This is a genomic window from Bradyrhizobium sp. NBAIM14, assembly GCF_020193895.1.
GTDB classification, from domain to species: domain Bacteria; phylum Pseudomonadota; class Alphaproteobacteria; order Rhizobiales; family Xanthobacteraceae; genus Bradyrhizobium; species Bradyrhizobium yuanmingense.
Genome location: NZ_JADYVQ010000015.1, coordinates 153,156 through 169,106, shown reverse-complemented (window position 1 = coordinate 169,106; position 15,951 = coordinate 153,156). Strand labels below are relative to the sequence as shown.

Annotated in this window: 12 protein-coding genes and 1 tRNA gene; 10 read left to right on the top strand and 3 right to left on the bottom strand. The window is 64.6% G+C overall.

Annotation, left to right across the window (positions count from 1 at the left end):
• Positions 1–63: 63 nt before the first annotated feature.
• From I6F28_RS27995 to I6F28_RS27965, 7 genes are all read left to right on the top strand, one after another.
• Positions 64–654, top strand: a complete 591-nt coding sequence (locus tag I6F28_RS27995) for a glutathione S-transferase family protein (protein ID WP_036009513.1) — start codon at positions 64–66, stop codon at positions 652–654.
• A gap of 18 nt (positions 655–672) precedes the next feature.
• Positions 673–1,137: a GNAT family N-acetyltransferase gene (locus tag I6F28_RS27990; protein ID WP_225142218.1), complete on the top strand. Its 465-nt coding sequence runs from the start codon at positions 673–675 to the stop codon at positions 1,135–1,137.
• Positions 1,138–1,297: 160 nt separating this feature from the next.
• Positions 1,298–1,504, top strand: a complete 207-nt coding sequence (locus tag I6F28_RS27985) for a hypothetical protein (RefSeq protein ID WP_036009515.1) — start codon at positions 1,298–1,300, stop codon at positions 1,502–1,504.
• A gap of 79 nt (positions 1,505–1,583) precedes the next feature.
• The gene (locus I6F28_RS27980; protein ID WP_225142216.1) at positions 1,584–2,756 is read left to right on the top strand and encodes a phosphoserine transaminase; all 1,173 of its coding nucleotides are present in this window, start codon (positions 1,584–1,586) and stop codon (positions 2,754–2,756) included.
• 122 nt (positions 2,757–2,878) lie between these two features.
• Entirely contained in the window at positions 2,879–4,468 is a 1,590-nt protein-coding gene (serA, locus tag I6F28_RS27975; RefSeq protein WP_036030940.1) for a phosphoglycerate dehydrogenase, read from the top strand.
• Positions 4,469–4,823: 355 nt separating this feature from the next.
• Positions 4,824–5,996, top strand: a complete 1,173-nt coding sequence (locus I6F28_RS27970; RefSeq protein ID WP_036030944.1) for a thiolase family protein — start codon at positions 4,824–4,826, stop codon at positions 5,994–5,996.
• A 204-nt stretch (positions 5,997–6,200) separates the two neighbouring features.
• Positions 6,201–8,174 carry a methyl-accepting chemotaxis protein gene (locus tag I6F28_RS27965; RefSeq protein WP_225142214.1) on the top strand — a complete coding sequence of 658 codons (1,974 nt, stop codon included), beginning with the start codon at positions 6,201–6,203 and terminating at the stop codon, positions 8,172–8,174.
• Between the two features lie 134 nt (positions 8,175–8,308).
• Here the strand turns inward: I6F28_RS27965 and I6F28_RS27960 are convergent, their stop codons facing one another.
• Complete coding sequence (locus I6F28_RS27960; RefSeq protein WP_225142212.1) at positions 8,309–11,635, bottom strand: PAS domain-containing sensor histidine kinase; 3,327 nt, start codon at positions 11,633–11,635, stop codon at positions 8,309–8,311.
• Positions 11,636–12,360: 725 nt separating this feature from the next.
• On the opposite strand from I6F28_RS27960, the gene I6F28_RS27955 reads away from it, so the two are divergent.
• Positions 12,361–12,795 carry a phasin gene (locus tag I6F28_RS27955; protein ID WP_109145285.1) on the top strand — a complete coding sequence of 145 codons (435 nt, stop codon included), beginning with the start codon at positions 12,361–12,363 and terminating at the stop codon, positions 12,793–12,795.
• A 457-nt stretch (positions 12,796–13,252) separates the two neighbouring features.
• Positions 13,253–13,329: transfer RNA gene (locus tag I6F28_RS27950), tRNA-His, on the top strand.
• A gap of 187 nt (positions 13,330–13,516) precedes the next feature.
• Here the strand turns inward: I6F28_RS27950 and I6F28_RS27945 are convergent.
• Positions 13,517–13,978, bottom strand: a complete 462-nt coding sequence (locus I6F28_RS27945; RefSeq protein ID WP_225142211.1) for a hypothetical protein — start codon at positions 13,976–13,978, stop codon at positions 13,517–13,519.
• Between the two features lie 891 nt (positions 13,979–14,869).
• Between I6F28_RS27945 and I6F28_RS27940 the strand changes: the two genes are divergently transcribed.
• A complete protein-coding gene (locus I6F28_RS27940) occupies positions 14,870–15,367 on the top strand; it encodes a DinB family protein (RefSeq protein ID WP_225142210.1) in 498 nt (165 codons plus the stop codon).
• Positions 15,368–15,399: 32 nt separating this feature from the next.
• Here the strand turns inward: I6F28_RS27940 and I6F28_RS27935 are convergent, their stop codons facing one another.
• On the bottom strand, positions 15,400–15,804 hold the full coding sequence (locus tag I6F28_RS27935) for a nuclear transport factor 2 family protein (protein WP_225142209.1): 405 nt from the start codon (positions 15,802–15,804) through the stop codon (positions 15,400–15,402).
• Positions 15,805–15,951 lie beyond the last annotated feature (147 nt).

Sequence of the window (15,951 nt, the reverse complement as noted above, 5' to 3'; positions counted from 1 at the left end):
GCTTCCTGTTGACAGCTGCGCTTCGTCCTGATGCTCTCTCGTTCCGAAAGCGGGGCGGCAGCGATGAAGATCTACGGCGACAGCAATTCCGGCAATTGTCTCAAGGTGAAGTGGGTCTGCGACAAGCTCGCTGTGCCCTACCAGTGGATCGAGATCGACACCCGCAAGGGCGAGACGCGCACGCCGCAATTCCTGAAGATGAACGGCGCCGGCCAGGTGCCGACCGTCGCATTCGACGACGGCCGTACGCTGGCGCAGTCCAACGCCATCATCCGCTATGTCGCCCGCGACAGCGTGCTGGTTCCGCGCGACGCCTTCACGGCGGCCAAGATGGACGAATGGCTGTTCTGGGAGCAGTACAGCCACGAGCCTTATATCGCCGTGTGCCGCTTCCTCATGGTCTATCTCGGCAAGGATGCCTCCGAGCTCGATCCTGAAAAGGTCAAGCGCGGCTATGCGGCGCTCGACCGCATGGAGCAGCATCTCGCCGCCAGCCGCTTGTTCGCCGGCGAGGAGGTGTCGCTCGCCGACGTGTCGCTGCTCGCCTATACGCGCCTCGCGCATGAAGGTGGCTTCGACCTCGGTCGTTATGCCTCCGTCCGCCGCTGGATCGGCGACGTCGAAGCGTTTCTCGGCCTTCCGCCGGCGCGCTGAGGTGCGGAGTCGCCTGACATGAATGCCGAAGCCGTCTCTATCCGTCCCGCGCGCCGCGAGGACGTCGTCGCGATCGTGGCGATGCTCGCCGACGATCATCTCGGCCGCGCGCGCGAGCGCGTGGAGGATCCGTTGCCGTCCTCCTATTACGACGCATTCGCGCGGATCGCGCGCGATCCGAATCTGACGCTGGTGGTTGCCGAGAGTGAGGGCAGGGTGGTCGGCTGCCTGCAACTCGCGATTCTGCCGGGCCTGAGCTCGCAGGGCGGATCCCGCGGACTGCTCGAGGACGTTCGCGTTGCCACCGAGTGTCGCAGCCGCGGCATCGGCGAGCAATTGGTGCAATGGGCCGTGACGGAAGCAAAGGCGCGCGGCTGCAATCTGGTCGAGTTGCTCACGCATCAGACGCGCGTCGATGCGCAGCGCTTCTACAAGCGGCTCGGCTTTGCGGCGAGTCACGTCGGCATGACTGTCCGCTTTTGAGGCAGCGCGACGCGAGCGCTTCGCAGCCGGCGAAAAGCGGGCTTTTCATTCGGTCGTGTTAAGAGCCGGTAAACTACCGCTCCGTCGTTCACATTGATGAAGGAACGAAGGGTGCTACGGGGGCATCTGACACCGGGCTCGCTCGGTTCGGGACATTTCAATGACAAGCTATTCGATGATCAAGGTCGGCAACGACTACGTCGTGCAGGCCAATGACAAATGCATTTTGAAGGTCGGAAGCCGCCGCAAGGCGGCGCAATTGATCAGCGATGCCACGGACTTGCTGAACGCGCTCACTGTTGTCGAATCCCCTGATATTGCACCGGAAGCGCCATCACTGGCGCGTGAGGCCCCGGAACTTCCTTGACGGACCTTCCCGATTCCCGTATCAGCCGCGGCGGGACACCTCCCCCCAACGGGAGGCTTACTATCTGGAAGGGTAGATCATGACTGTAGCGAAGCCCGCTTCGCGGCCGACCGTGCCGCATTTCTCCTCCGGCCCCTGCGCCAAGCGCCCCGGCTGGAACGCCCAAAATCTCAAGGACGCAGCTCTCGGCCGCTCGCATCGCGCGAAGATCGGCAAGGCCAAGCTCAAGCTAGCGATCGACCTGACGCGCGAAGTGCTTGAGGTCCCCTCCGATTACCGCATTGGCATCGTGCCGGCCTCCGATACCGGCGCGGTCGAGATGGCGCTGTGGTCGCTGCTTGGCGCACGGCCGGTCACCACGCTCGCCTGGGAATCCTTCGGCGAGGGCTGGGTCAGCGACATCGTCAAGGAATTGAAGCTCAAGGACGTCACCAAGCTCAATGCGGGCTACGGTGAGATCCCCGATCTGTCGAAGGTCGATCCCAAGAGCGACGTCGTCTTCACCTGGAACGGCACCACGTCGGGCGTGCGCGTTCCGAACGCGGACTGGATCAGCGCGAGCCGCGAAGGCCTGACCATCTGCGATGCGACCTCCGCCGCATTTGCGCAGGCGCTCGACTGGGCCAAGCTCGACGTCGTCACCTTCTCCTGGCAGAAGGCGCTCGGCGGCGAGGCCGCGCATGGCATGCTGATCCTATCGCCCCGCGCGGTGGAGCGGCTCGAAACCTACAAGCCGGCCTGGCCGCTGCCGAAGATCTTCCGCATGACCAAGGGCGGCAAGCTCAACGAAGGCATCTTCGTCGGCGAGACCATCAACACGCCGTCGATGCTCTGCGTCGAGGATTATCTCGATGCGCTGAACTGGGCCAAGTCGATCGGCGGTCTCAAGGCGCTGATCGCGCGCGCCGATGCCAACACCAAGGTGCTGGCGGACTGGAAGGGGAAGACGCCCTGGATCGACTTCCTCGCCAAGGACGCTTCGATCCGCTCCAACACCTCGGTGTGCCTGAAGTTCACCGATCCCGCGATCACCTCGCTCTCCGAGGACGCGCAGGCGGAGTTCAGCAAGAAGCTGGTGGCCCTCGTCGAGAAGGAAGGCGCGGGCTACGACTTCGCCTATTACCGCGACGCGCCGGCCGGCCTGCGCATCTGGTGCGGCGCCACGGTGGAAGCAAAGGACGTCGAGCTGCTGACGCAGTGGATCGACTGGGCCTTCGCCGAGACCAAGGCCACGCTCGCGAAGGCGGCGTAAGCAAACCTAATCCTCGTCATGGCCGGGCTTGACCCGGCCATCCATCAATCAAGAGAGATGGATCCGCGGGTCAAGACCGCGGATGACGTGCCGTAAATGCAGCACGCACAACGGATCATCCCATGACCAAACCCAAAGTTCTCATTTCCGACGCGCTCTCGCCCGCTGCCGTGCAGATCTTCAGGGATCGCGGCGTCGAGGTCGACTTCCAGCCCAATCTCGGCAAGGACAAGGACAAGCTGGCCGAGATCATCGGCAATTACGACGGCCTTGCGATCCGCTCCGCGACCAAGGCGACCGCCAAGATCCTCGAGAAGGCGGCCAGGCTGAAGGTGATCGGCCGCGCCGGCATCGGCGTCGACAATGTCGAGATCCCGGCCGCGACGGCCAAGGGCATCATCGTGATGAACACGCCGTTCGGCAATTCGATCACGACCGCCGAGCACGCCATCACCCTGATGCTCGCGCTCGCCCGCGAGATCCCGCAGGCCGATGCCTCGACGCAGGCCGGCAAGTGGGAGAAGAACCGCTTCATGGGCGTGGAGATCACCGGCAAGGTGCTGGGCGTCGTCGGCTGCGGCAATATCGGCTCGATCGTCGCCGACCGCGCGCTCGGCCTGCGCATGAAGGTGATCGCGTTCGACCCGTTCCTGTCGCCGGAGCGCGCCAAGGACATCGGCGTCGAGAAGGTCGATCTCGACGATCTGCTCAGGCGCGCCGACTTCATCACGCTGCACACGCCGCTGACCGAGAAGACCAAGAACATCATCGACGCGGCCGCGATCGCCAAGATGAAGAAGGGCGTGCGCCTGATCAATTGCGCCCGCGGCGGTCTCGTCGACGAGCAGGCGGTGGTCGATGCGCTCAACGCCAAGCACATTGCCGGCGCCGCCTTCGACGTCTTCGTCGAGGAGCCCGCGACCAAGAGCGTGCTGTTCGGCCATCCCAACGTGATCTGCACGCCGCATCTCGGCGCCTCCACCACCGAGGCTCAGGAGAACGTCGCGCTGCAGGTTGCCGAGCAGATGTCGGATTACCTGCTCACCGGCGCGATCTCGAACGCGGTCAACTTCCCCTCGATCACGGCGGAAGAAGCGCCGAAGCTGAAACCGTTCATCGCGCTCGCCGAGAAGCTCGGCTCGTTCGCCGGCCAGCTCACCGAGAGCGGCATCCTCAAGGTCGAGATCACCTATGAGGGCCACGTCGCCGAGATGAAGATCAAGGCGATCACCTCCGCGGTGCTGTCGGGCCTGCTGCGGCCCATGCTGGGCGAGGTCAACGTCGTGTCCGCGCCGGTCGTCGCCAAGGAGCGCGGCATGGTGGTGGACGAGATCGTCCGCGCCGCGCAGAGCGATTATGAGAGCCTGATCACCGTCACGGTCACCACCGAGCGGCAGGAGCGGTCGGTCTCGGGCACCGTCTATGCAGACGGCAAGCCGCGCCTCGTCGACATCAAGGGCATCCGCGTCGACGCCGAGTTCGGCAAGTCGATGATCTACGTCACCAACGAGGACAAGCCGGGCTTCATCGGCAAGTTCGCGGGGCTTCTGGGCGACGCCAAGATCAACATCGCGACCTTCCATCTCGGCCGGGTCGCTCCGGGCAGCGATGCCATTGCGCTGGTCGAGGTCGACGGTGTGGTGCCGGCCGACGTGCTCGCCAAGGTGCAGGCCCTGCCGCAGGTCAAGCAGGCCAAGGCGCTGACGTTCTGAGCGGCTCCCACCGGCGTCATGGCCGGGCATAGCAGTCCGAAGGACGGCGTCGCTTCCGCTCGCCTATGACCCGGCCATCCACGTCTTGCCGCTCGGCGCGAAGAACGTGGATGCCCGGCCCTTCGCCGCGCCGAAGCGGCTTCGGCCGCGCAGGCGGGACAAGCCCGGGCATGACGTGTGGATAGAGCGGGCGCGCACGCCCCGGAATGACGATCATCATATCATATATTCCGACACGCGGAACAACGCCGTCTCCATCGCGGGAGGCGGCGTTTTCATTTTCCCCACCCCCAATCTTTGTGTACCAATGGCGTCAGGACGCTCCGTTCCAAATCGTTCGACAAGGGAGAAAACAATGCGTGAAGCCGTCATCGTTTCCTATGCGCGCACGGGCCTGGCGAAATCCGGCCGCGGCGGGTTCAACATCACGCCGCCGATGTCGCTCGCGGCCCACGCCATTCATCACGCGGTGGACCGCGCCGGCGTCGAGAAGGACTATGTCGAGGACTGCTATCTCGGCAATTGCGCCCATGGGGCGCCGAACATCGGCCGCCAGGCCGCGCTGCTCGCGGGGCTGCCGAAGACCACCGCCGGCGTGTCGGTGAACCGCTTCTGCTCGTCGGGCCTGCAGACCATCGCGATGGCCGCCAACTCGATCCGCTCCGACGGCGCCGATTGCATCGTCGCCGGCGGCGTCGAGAGCATCTCGATTCCCGGCGGCGGCACGCCGAAGGAATCGGTCGATCCGGAACTGCTCAAGGTCGCCCCCGACATCTTCATGGCGATGATCGACACCGCCGACATCGTCGCCGAGCGCTACAAGCTCAGCCGTGAATATCAGGACGAGTTCTCGCTGGAATCGCAGCGCCGCATGGCCGCGGCCCAGCAGGCGAACAAGTTCAAGGACGAGATCGTCCCGATGAAGACCAAGATGAAGGTCGTCGACAAGCAGACCAAGGCCGAGTCGATCGTGGACTACACCGTCGATCGCGACGAATGCAATCGTCCCGAAACGACGATGGAAGGATTGGCAAAACTCGAGCCGGTGAAGGGCCCCGGCAAGTTCGTCACCGCCGGCAATGCCAGCCAGCTCTCCGACGGCGCCGCCGCGGTGGTGCTGATGGAAGCCAAGGACGCCGAGAAGCGCGGCCTCAAGCCGCTCGGCCGCTTCGTCGCCTGGGCAACCGCCGGCTGCGAGCCGGACGAGATGGGCATCGGCCCGGTGTTCGCGATTCCGAAGCTCCTGAAGCGCACCGGCCTCAAGATCGACGACATCGATCTGTGGGAGCTCAACGAGGCCTTCGCCAGCCAGTGCCTGTATTGCCGCGACCAGCTCGGCATCGATCCCGCCAAGTACAACGTCAACGGCGGCTCGATCGCGATCGGCCATCCCTTCGGCATGACCGGCGCCCGTCTCACCGGCCACCTCTTGCAGGAAGGCGCCCGCCGCAAGGCCAAGTGGGGCGTGGTGACGATGTGCATCGGCGGCGGCCAGGGCGGCGCCGGCCTGTTCGAGATCTATCACTAAAGGCCCAAGTCTCGCGCAGACAAGGAAGCACGGCGCTGGTGAAGCGCCGTGCTTCTTTTTTGGAACTGTGCCTGTGCACGTCACCGTGCACAGCGGCGAGCATTGTAGCGAAATACACGTATTAATACGTGCCCGCAAATTAACGGAAGCTTTCACCGAATATCGCTTCATCAATGGCATCGCTCACCACCAGCTTGGTTCACGATGCGGCTCCTCTCCCTGCGACTCACTCACAAGATCACCGCGATCGGCGTCATTGGCGTCATCGGCGTCGTCCTGATCGGCGGCATTCACCTCTACGGCGAGCGGAGGATGGGCGTCTATCGCGACGCGGCCGAGGATGCGCGCACCGTGTTCGAGCTGAACAACAGGATCGCGGTCGAGCTGCTCGAGGCGCGCCGCGCCGAGAAGGATTTTCTGCTGCGCAGCGATCCGGCCAGGGCGCAGCGACAGGTCGAGATCAGCCGGCAGGTGGCGCTCGACATCGAGACGCTCCGCGGCAAGATCGCAGCGCTCGGCCAGCCCGAGCTGGCGCACAAGATCGACGCGATGAATGCGTCGCTGAAGACCTATCAGGCCCGCTTCGCCGCGGTGGTCGAGGAACGGCAGCGGCTCGGCCTCGACGAGAAGTCCGGGCTCGAAGGCCGCCTGCGCGCTTCCGTCCACGGCATCGAGAGCCAGGTCGACCAGTTCCAGTATTCCGAGCTCAAGGTCATCATGCTGATGATGCGCCGGCATGAGAAGGATTTCATGCTGCGTCGGAACGCCAGATATGGCGAGGAGATGAAGAAGCGCGCGTCCGAATTTGCCGCAGGCCTCGACGCGGCAGCCATTGCCGACGGCGCCAAGGCCGAGCTGCGCCAGAAGCTCGCCGATTATCAGCGCGACTTCTCCGCCTGGATGGAGACCGCGCTGAAGCTGGCGGCCGAATCGAAGGCGATGTCCGAGGCCTTCGCGTCGGTCGAGCCCGTGATCGAGCAGGTCTCGACATCGGTTGACCGCATCCGCGCCGATGCCGACCGTCTCAACGAGGCCGAGCGCACCAGCATCCAGTTCTGGATTTCGGTGGCGATCGCGTTGATTGCGACGGGCGTGCTCGGCCTCGGCATCTTCATCGGACGTTCGGTCTCGAGGCCTTTGACCGCGATGCGCGCGGCGATGATCGAGCTTGCCAACGGCAATTTCGCCATCGTTCTTCCCGGCCTCGGCCGGCCCGACGAGATCGGCGAGATCGCGCAAGCCGTCGAGACATTCAAGATCAACGCCGAGCGGAAGGCGCAGGAGGAGGCCGAAGAGAAGATCAGGCAGGACAAGCTCGCCGCCGAGCGCCGCCGCGCCGACATGATCAGGATGGCGGACGATTTCGAAGGCGCGATCGGCGAGATCGTCGAGACCGTGTCGTCGGCGGCCAATGAGCTCGAGGCGTCGGCGACGTCGCTGACCACGACCGCCAGCCGCTCGACCGAGCTTGCCACGCTGGTCGAGGCGGCGTCCGAGGAAGCGGCGACCAACGTGCAGTCGGTGGCGTCCGCCGCCGAGGAGCTGACCGCCTCCGTGAACGAGATCAGCCGCCAGGTGCAGGCCTCCGCGCGCATGGCGGGCGAGGCCGTCACCCAGGCCGGGCAGACCAATGACCGCGTCAGCGAATTGTCCAAGGCGGCCGCGCGCATCGGCGACGTGGTCGAGCTCATCAACGCCATCGCCGGCCAGACCAATCTCTTGGCGCTGAACGCCACCATCGAGGCCGCGCGTGCGGGCGAAGCCGGACGCGGCTTTGCCGTGGTGGCCTCGGAAGTGAAGGCGCTGGCCGAGCAGACCGCGAAGGCGACCGGCGACATCGGTCAGCAGATCTCGAGCATCCAGGTCGCGACGCAAGATTCCGTCGGTGCGATCAAGACCATCGGCGGCACCATCGAGCGTCTGTCCGAAATCTCCTCCACCATCGCGGCCGCGGTGGAAGAGCAGGGCGCCGCGACCAGCGAGATCTCGCGCAACGTCCAAAGCGCCGCCGCCGGCACCACGCAGGTCAGCGCCAACATCTCCAGCGTGCGCCAGGGCGCGACCGAGACGGGATCCGCCTCCTCGCAGGTGCTGTCCGCGGCGCAATCGCTGTCGAACGACAGCAGCCGGCTGAAGATCGAGGTGAGCAGGTTCCTGGAGACGGTGCGGGCGGCGTGAGCCCCCGCCGTCGTTCCGGGGCGTCGCGAAGCGACGATCCCGGAATCCATTGCACCACCATTGATGCGGATCGATGGATTCCGGGCTCGCGCCAAGAGGCGCGCCCCGGAATGACGGCTTGAGCGTGCCGCGCCCTACGCCCCCGCCAGCGCTGGCGCGAGCACCACCTCGATCAGCGTGCCGTGGCCGGCGCTCTTGATGTTGAACCGGGCGCGGTTGGCTTCGACCAGCGCTTTGGTCAGCGACAGGCTCAGCGCCGAGCTGTCGGCGGCATCGCCCGGCGGCGGCGTGCGGAACGGCTCCATCGCGGCGGCGACTTCGCGCTCGGAAAGGCCATGGCCGGTGTCGCGGATGCGCAGCGCAATCTCGCCGCGATCGGTCAGCGCGGTCGAGACGATGACCTGGCCGCCGGCGCTGGCGAGCCGGATCGAGTTCGAGATCAGGTTCATGGTGATCTGCCGCATCGCGCGCGCGTCGACGCTCACCTGCGGCAGCGCATGGGCGAGCGAGGTGCGGATGATGATGCGCTCGCGGTTGGCCTGCGGCTGCATCACCGTCACGCAGGCCTCGACCAAATCGTTCAGGTTCAAATTCGCGAAATTCAGGTCGAGCTTGCCGGTCTCGATCCGCGACAGCTCCAGGAGGTCGTCGATGATGGCGATGACACGCTCGCCGGAAGCGCGGATGTCCTTCATGTATTCGCCGTAGCGCTCGTTGCCGAGCGCGCCGAAGCGCTCGGAGATCATCACCTCGGCAAAGCCGATGATGGCGTTGAGCGGCGTGCGGATCTCGTGGCTGATCCGCGCCAGCATGTCGGCCTTGGCGTTCGCCGCGCCGTCGACGAGGCGGCGGGCCTTCGTCAATTCGCTCTCGCCCTTCTTCGCGTGCGAGAGATCGCGGAACACGGCGAAGAAGTTCGGCCCGTCGGGGCGGGTGCGGCCCATGATCATCGCAAGCGGAATGACGCCGCCCTTCTTCTCGCGGCCCAGCACCTCGCGGCCGTGATCGAGCAGGCTGGAGATGTCCTGGCTCTTCAGGCTTTCCAGATAATCCGCGACGATCTGCTGGCTCTCGGGGGCGAACAGCGTCAGCAAATTCTGCTGCAGCAGCGCCTCGCCGTCATAGCCGAACAGCGCCTCCGCGCTGCGGTTACAGGCGTGGATGTTGCCTTCGGCGTCGAACATCACGATGCCCTCGGCCGTGGTGTCGAGGATGGCGGCGAGATCCTCGGCATCGGCATCGCCGGCCGCGGGCTCCGCGTCCGCGGCGTCAGGCTCTGCGGCCACCACGGTCTCTGCGACGGCAGCCGCCGCGATCGGCGCCGCCTGCGGCAGCGCGCAGATCAGCGCATGCGCGCTGTCGCCGTCCCACTCGATCGTGTGCAGATGCGCTTCCGTCGCGGGCGGCGGCGTTTCGCCGTTCGCGATTGTCGCGCTGATCGTCACAGGCGTGCCGCCTTGCGTGGTGCTGCTGGCCGCCGACACGCCCGGCTCGACATAGAGCGCATCCAGCCCGCCGGCATGCTCCAGCGCGTTCAGGCCGTCATAGCCCATGCGCGCGAGGAAGGCGGGATTGGCGTAGAGCAGGCGGTCGAGCCGGTAGATCAGGATGCCCGTCGGCAACAGGTCGAGCAGCGTGCGGTCGCGCGCGCTCATCCCGCGCGGCGGCGGTGCGGGCTCGGTCAGCCATTCGGCGGCGGCCTGCGGCGGCTCCGGCTCCGGTGCTTCGGCGCTGGTCTCCGCCACTGGTCCGGCCGCGTCGGTCGTGATGGTCTCGCGCTCGCGTTCGAGCCGCTCGGACAATTGCCGCGCGAGCTCGTTGAACGCGCTGTTCTCGACCGGCGTCAACGTCGGCGGCCGCGTATCGCCGGCGACGCGGAACGGCACGACATTGGGAGGCGTTTCCACGGGCGTGTCCAGTTGGGTTGGGTGTGAAGTCTCGCTTGTGGGCTCTGGCAGGTCGGGTTCGGCTTGCGGTTCAGGCTCGGCTTGCGGCTCAGGCTCGGATGGCGCGATCGGCGGTGCCTCTGCTTCGCCCTCCGCCTCAGCTTCCGCCGCCGCTTCAGGCTCGGGCTCCGCATCGAACGCGACGGCCTCAGTGGAGCGATCCTGTGCCGGCGGCTCGACGAGCAGCTCGAAGCGCCTGAGCGCCTCGAGCCGGTTGAGCGCGTCGAGATCGCGGCAGACGCCGAAGCCGCGGAAGCCGGCGAATTCACGGTTGTGGTCGTAGACCGGCAGGCCCGCGAGCTCGACCGGAATGTGCTCGCCGCCGTCGGCCGGCCAGTTCACTGTGATGCCGGCCCAGGTATCCTTGCTTTCCAGCGCCTTCGCCACGCGGCCCTCGGGATCGAGCGAGAATTCCGCGGCGATCTCGCGCCAGGGGCGGCCGAAGCCGGCGGCCGTGTGCGTGCCGATCAGGCGGATGAATTCATCGGAGCCGAGCACAAAGCGGCCCTCTTCATCCATCTGCCAGAGGAAGCGCAGCGGATGCTGACGCGGTGCGGGCGGCTCTGGGTGGCTAGAAGAGTCCTGGCCCGAAGTCGGCTCGACCATGCCCGCATTGATCGGCGCGGGCTGCGGCGACACAATGGCTTGCGGCTGGTTTTCAACCGGAGTTTTGGCCGCCGCGGGGACGACCGGCTCCGGCGTCGGCGCAATCGTCTCGGCGGGCGGTTCGGCCGGCTCAGTGAATGCGTCGAACAGCGCAATCGCAGACGGTGCCTCGTCTGGCGCAGGCTGTGCGTCCTCCGGCACCGCGGCCGGAGGCTGCGCGGGCGTGACGTCGGGCGCGGCCTCGTGCGCCGCCGTGGAGGCGGCCGGCTCGATCAGCGCGACCAGGCCGATATCGGCGCCGCTGCCGACCCGCTGCAGAACCATCTGGCCGATGCCGATCGGCGTCGCAGCGCGGCCGGTTGCCAGCGCATCGCTGCGGGCGCGGTCGAGCCCGGCCTCGAGCAGATCGCGGAAGCCGAGCAGGGGGCGCGCGGCCTCGCTCGCGCCGACGAACAGCCCGTCCGGCGCGAACGCCGCCATCGGCACCTTCGCGCCGGCGACCAGCCGATGCAGCCGCTCGACCAGCGGCATGGTGCGCAGCGTCGGGTCCATCGCGATGACCAGCACCGCATGGCCGCCGTCGGCAAAGTCGAGCCGCGCGCAAGCACAGGTCATCAGCGCCCCTAACCGGGCGCCGAAGCCGCGCAGCCGCTGCAGCCGCATTGCGCCGTTCGCCGGCAGCTGGGGGGCGAGCCTGACGATTTGGCGGCGATGGCTGTCGGCGGGGCCGAACACCTTGTCCGCAAGGCCGGCGCTGTTGGCCGCGCCGAACAGTTTTGCGCCGACCGGATTGGCCCACAGCACGCGCGCGCCGTCGGTCGACCATAGCCAGGCCGGCAGGGCAGAGGTCGCATGCACGGCCAGCCGCGGATCGCCCACCCCTCGCAACTGGAAATCCGAACGCGTCATCAGGCCGGCTGCATCTCACGCTTCACGAGTGGCGGCTGCCGGGAATGACAGCCTTAAGAAAGGGTTAGTATCGCCCGGAAGCCGCGACCAGGTCCACGGCCCAAAGCCCGCGATGGATTCCCAAGCGGCGATAACCTTAATCCCGCCAACCCCGCAAGCCGAGCCGACGTTGCATCCAAGGGATTCAAGGCGTGGGCGCTTGCGAAGAGACGCAGGGCTCGCGGCATCTACGGCGCCCATCCTCCCCTGGAGGGCCCGGGACGAGCGTAGCTCGCCCGTGGATCGGTTCGCACGCAGCGAAGCGGAGAGCGAACCGAGGTGGGGTGACAGTCTCTCCCCACAGGCGGTCCCCGAGCGGAGAGATCACCCCACCCGGCTCGCGCTGCGCGCGATCGACCTACGGGCGAGCTACGCTCGTCCCGGACCCCTCGAGGGGAGGGTAAGAGCGCGTGGGTTGCCGGGCGCATCCCACTACCTCACCCCCGGTTCCCCCGCCTGGGAACCTCATCCTCCCCGAGATTAAATTTCGCATCGCACCCCTCTGCCGCGTTGCGATGCACAATGTTGACATGATAGGCAGCCATAATTCTGGCGCTGGGCGAGCCATCACCTTTGTTTCGCGTTTCCAGTCTTCGTACCCGCTCAATGCGCAGGGCCCATGGTCGGGGCCGGCGGGCGCGCCAGAAAGGCTCACTCCATTTTTTCAATTAGCGTGAGGGACCAACATGACAGGTGCGACTGATCCGTTTTCTGCCTCGATCATCCCGTTCGAGGTTCCCGAGCAGGTGCGTGCGTTCGCCGAGAAGGGCGCGGCGCAGGCCCGCGAGAACTACGCCAAGTTCAAGGACGCCGCCGAGACCCACAACGGCACCGTCGAGGCCGTGTTCACCTGCGCTTCCAAGGGCGCGAGCGAGTACACCGCCAAGCTGGTCGAGTTCATGAAGGCCAATTCGAGCGCCCAGCTCGACTTCGCCCAGCAGCTGTTCGGCGCCAAGTCACCGACTGAAGCGATGGAGCTGTGGACCGGCCACGCCCGCAAGCAGCTCGAGACCTACCAGGCCCAGGCCAAGGAGCTGGTCGAGCTCACCCAGCGCGTCGCCAACGAGACCGCCGAGCCGATCAAAGCCAGCGCCTCGAAGTACTATCCGTCCGCCGCCTGAGCGGAGCGGTTCGGTGTGAGATGCGAAACCCGGGCCCGAAAGGCCCGGGTTTTTTCTTCGCCTCTCCCGCTTCCCCATGTGGAAATCCAAGAATGGTCGTCATCCCCGGGCTTGTCCCGCCTGCGCGGCCGAAGCGCTTCGGCGCGGCGAAGGCCCGGGCATCCACGTTCTAGGTGCCCCGGGCAGAAGCCGTGGATGGCCGGGACAAGCCTGGCCATGACGATGTGGAGACGAAGCGCCATAACCGCGTCATATGCGGCCGCGCTAGCGGCACAGGGGAGCGCAACTCTCCGAGCCCGCCACCCCGCCCGATTTCCCCGCACCGACGATGATTTCACCCGGTTTTTCACCCCATTGCGGCCTTGCCAAACCGGGCCGTTGCACCTAGTTTCCGCCCCGTCCAGCCCCCTCAGGCATCAAGCCTTTTCAGGCAGCCCAAGGCGCGGCTCGCAAGGATGCAGTTGTAGCTCAGTTGGTTAGAGCGCCTGTCTGTGGAACAGGAGGTCGGTGGTTCGAGCCCACCCAACTGTACCAGCGCCTGACGTGATAGAGCCAGCCTCCAAGATCATTGGCCATAAGTCCAAGGTATTCCGCTTGGGCAAGGCGCGAACGTCTGTTGTGCGAATTTGAGCATAAGCTCGGGCCGCGGTTTCGCGTGGGCCTAGGCGGTGGCAGCCCTCGTGTTGGGGGCTAATCCAAGCGGACTTTGGTTCTCGCCAGCCTAGCTGAGAGGCTTTTGCAGATACTTGTCTATCTCTGAGCTTGTGGCATCCCCGAGTTGACGAAGTGCCGCGATGACAGCGAACTGATCGTCGGTCAACTTGTAGCCCTTGGCAACGATTTCGGTGTAGGCTTTATAGAGACCGTGTATCCCATCGGTGATCGCAGCTATGCCAGCCGGAGTGCCAACTCCTGCGAAACCCGCGACGAGCTTTGTTACGGTCTTCAATAACGAGAGGAACGTTTCCAAGCTAAGTAATACATCGTTACGGATAACAAATCGCCCGACTAGTGCCGGTTGAAGCTGGCGCGGCAAAACTGCGCCTGATGAACTCTCTTCAACTAAGTTTGCTTTTTTACTCAACGCTGCAATGATTTCATCGGGCAAGTCACTCGCTTTCGAGAGGGTCGCCGCCGCGATGCTCAAAGCCTCGCTTTTAGAATCATAAACAATATCGCTCATCGCAGCCTCGGACGAATAGATTGAAAATTGAGATGGCAAAATTTACCCGTGACAGTTGAAATTAGCAAAAATGGTTCGATTTGCAATAGATAGACAATACTCAAACTCTGATTTCAGCATTTGGTCTATGCGTGTGCGATCAGAACACTGGCAAAGGCCAAATCTGTGCATTGGACTGCACCCCTGAAGTGAGACACGATAATTACAGAGACAGGCATTTCGAGGATGACCTGTGGCAGGACGAGGGAATCCGACGGCTTACAAAATCAAGGCGATCAAGCGGGTCGAGCGGTGAGAAGGCGTGCTCCCCATGGCTCGCGAACGTGGAATCTCCCGCAAGAGTCTCCATTCGCTCCCCTGAACGCTCATATCCAAGCCGCGCGATCGAATTGTGGGCCTGCGTTCGGCTGGACATTCGCCATTAAAGTAGCCTTTTCAGACACAGCAACATGTTAGCGGAGGTTCTCCGTGGAACATCGGGGCGTAAGCTTCTCGGTCGTTCAGATGAGCTACCCGGCTAGTTGGAAGTGGACTGTCGGAAAGGGCCGAACAGTGTCGGTCGGTGTCTGTGCGACGAGGCTCGACGCGATCCGCCAGGCTCAGACCTTCATCGACGCGATCATGGACTGGGCTGCCTAGGCTAAAGTCAAAATGCTCGCCGTCGATTGGTTATGCCGAGCACCGTAAACCCGGCAGCTGAGTTTCTGTCGGCGCGGCGCTACCTCCCCCGGCATTACGGTGACAGTGCACCAAACCCCGATTTCGTAGGGCGTTCATTACACCACTGGCGAAGCACAAATTTTCTGCACTGTCACGTAACTGTAGCTGCCTCACGTCTGGGACAACGTCCCGAGATCAGCCAACATCAGACAACCTTTGGAGCCTGAGAAAATGATCTCAGCCGACTACTGCCGGCTTATGGCCCGCTACAACACTTGGCAGAACGCCTCTTTGGTAGCTGCCGCCGACCGGCTGACCCACGAGGATCGCTGGAAGGATCGGGGGGCGTTCTTCCAGTCGATTGCAGCTACGTTGAACCATCTCTATTGGGCTGATGCCTTGATACTGGAGCGGCTGAAAGGTAACGCGCGTCCGGAGGAAACCATCAAGCACTCCCTCGCAAATCCCTCGGATTGGGAGGCCTTCAAGGCGCTCCGCTTGCAACGGAACGAGGAAATCGAAGCGTGGTCAGCGCGATTGCGCGACGCGGACCTGAACGGGATGCTTTTCTGGTACCCTGGGGACGGTTCAACTCGAATCGAGAAGCCAAAGACGCTCGTTGCTATTCAACTCTTCAATCACCAGACCCACCATCGAGGTCAGGTCCACGCGATGTTGACGGCCGCGGGTGCAGCCCCGGAGCCGACTGACATTCATCTTCTGGCGTAACGCGAGGACGCTTCGATTCATCCCATTGCGCGTCAGGAGATCATCGCCTTGATCTGCGCCGTATCCGCAAACTCGACCAGCTCCGCGATCTTGCCATCCTGAAATGTGAACAGGTCCACGATCTCGGTGCTGACCGCTTTCCCGGTCGGGTGGTAGCGCACGGTGACGCGGGAGTGGACGGCGACGCGATCGCCGTCGACCAGCTCGGCGAGGATCTCGCGGCCTTCGAAGCCGAAGCCTTCGGTGAATTGATGGAAAGCTTCGCGCAGGGTCGGGTGGCCCTGCATGCGTCCTGTCAATTCGAGCGCGCCCTTGTCACCCATCAGGGTGAATGCGCCCTCTGGATGAAAGGCCGTCACCAGACTATCGGTGTCGCCGCCGTCGCGCGCTGCGTAGCCGGCCCTAATCAATGCGAGCATGTCTTCGCGGTTTGCCATGTGCCCCTCCCTGCAAGACGTATCGAGGCAGCCTAGCGACCTTTGCGTGCAAAGGCAAAGTGATTGCAATCGTGCTGCGATTGCTCAGCGTGGCGCGATCTAGGCCCGTTAGCTGGCTGTACAGCGACACCGCCTGAGCGCGCGTTT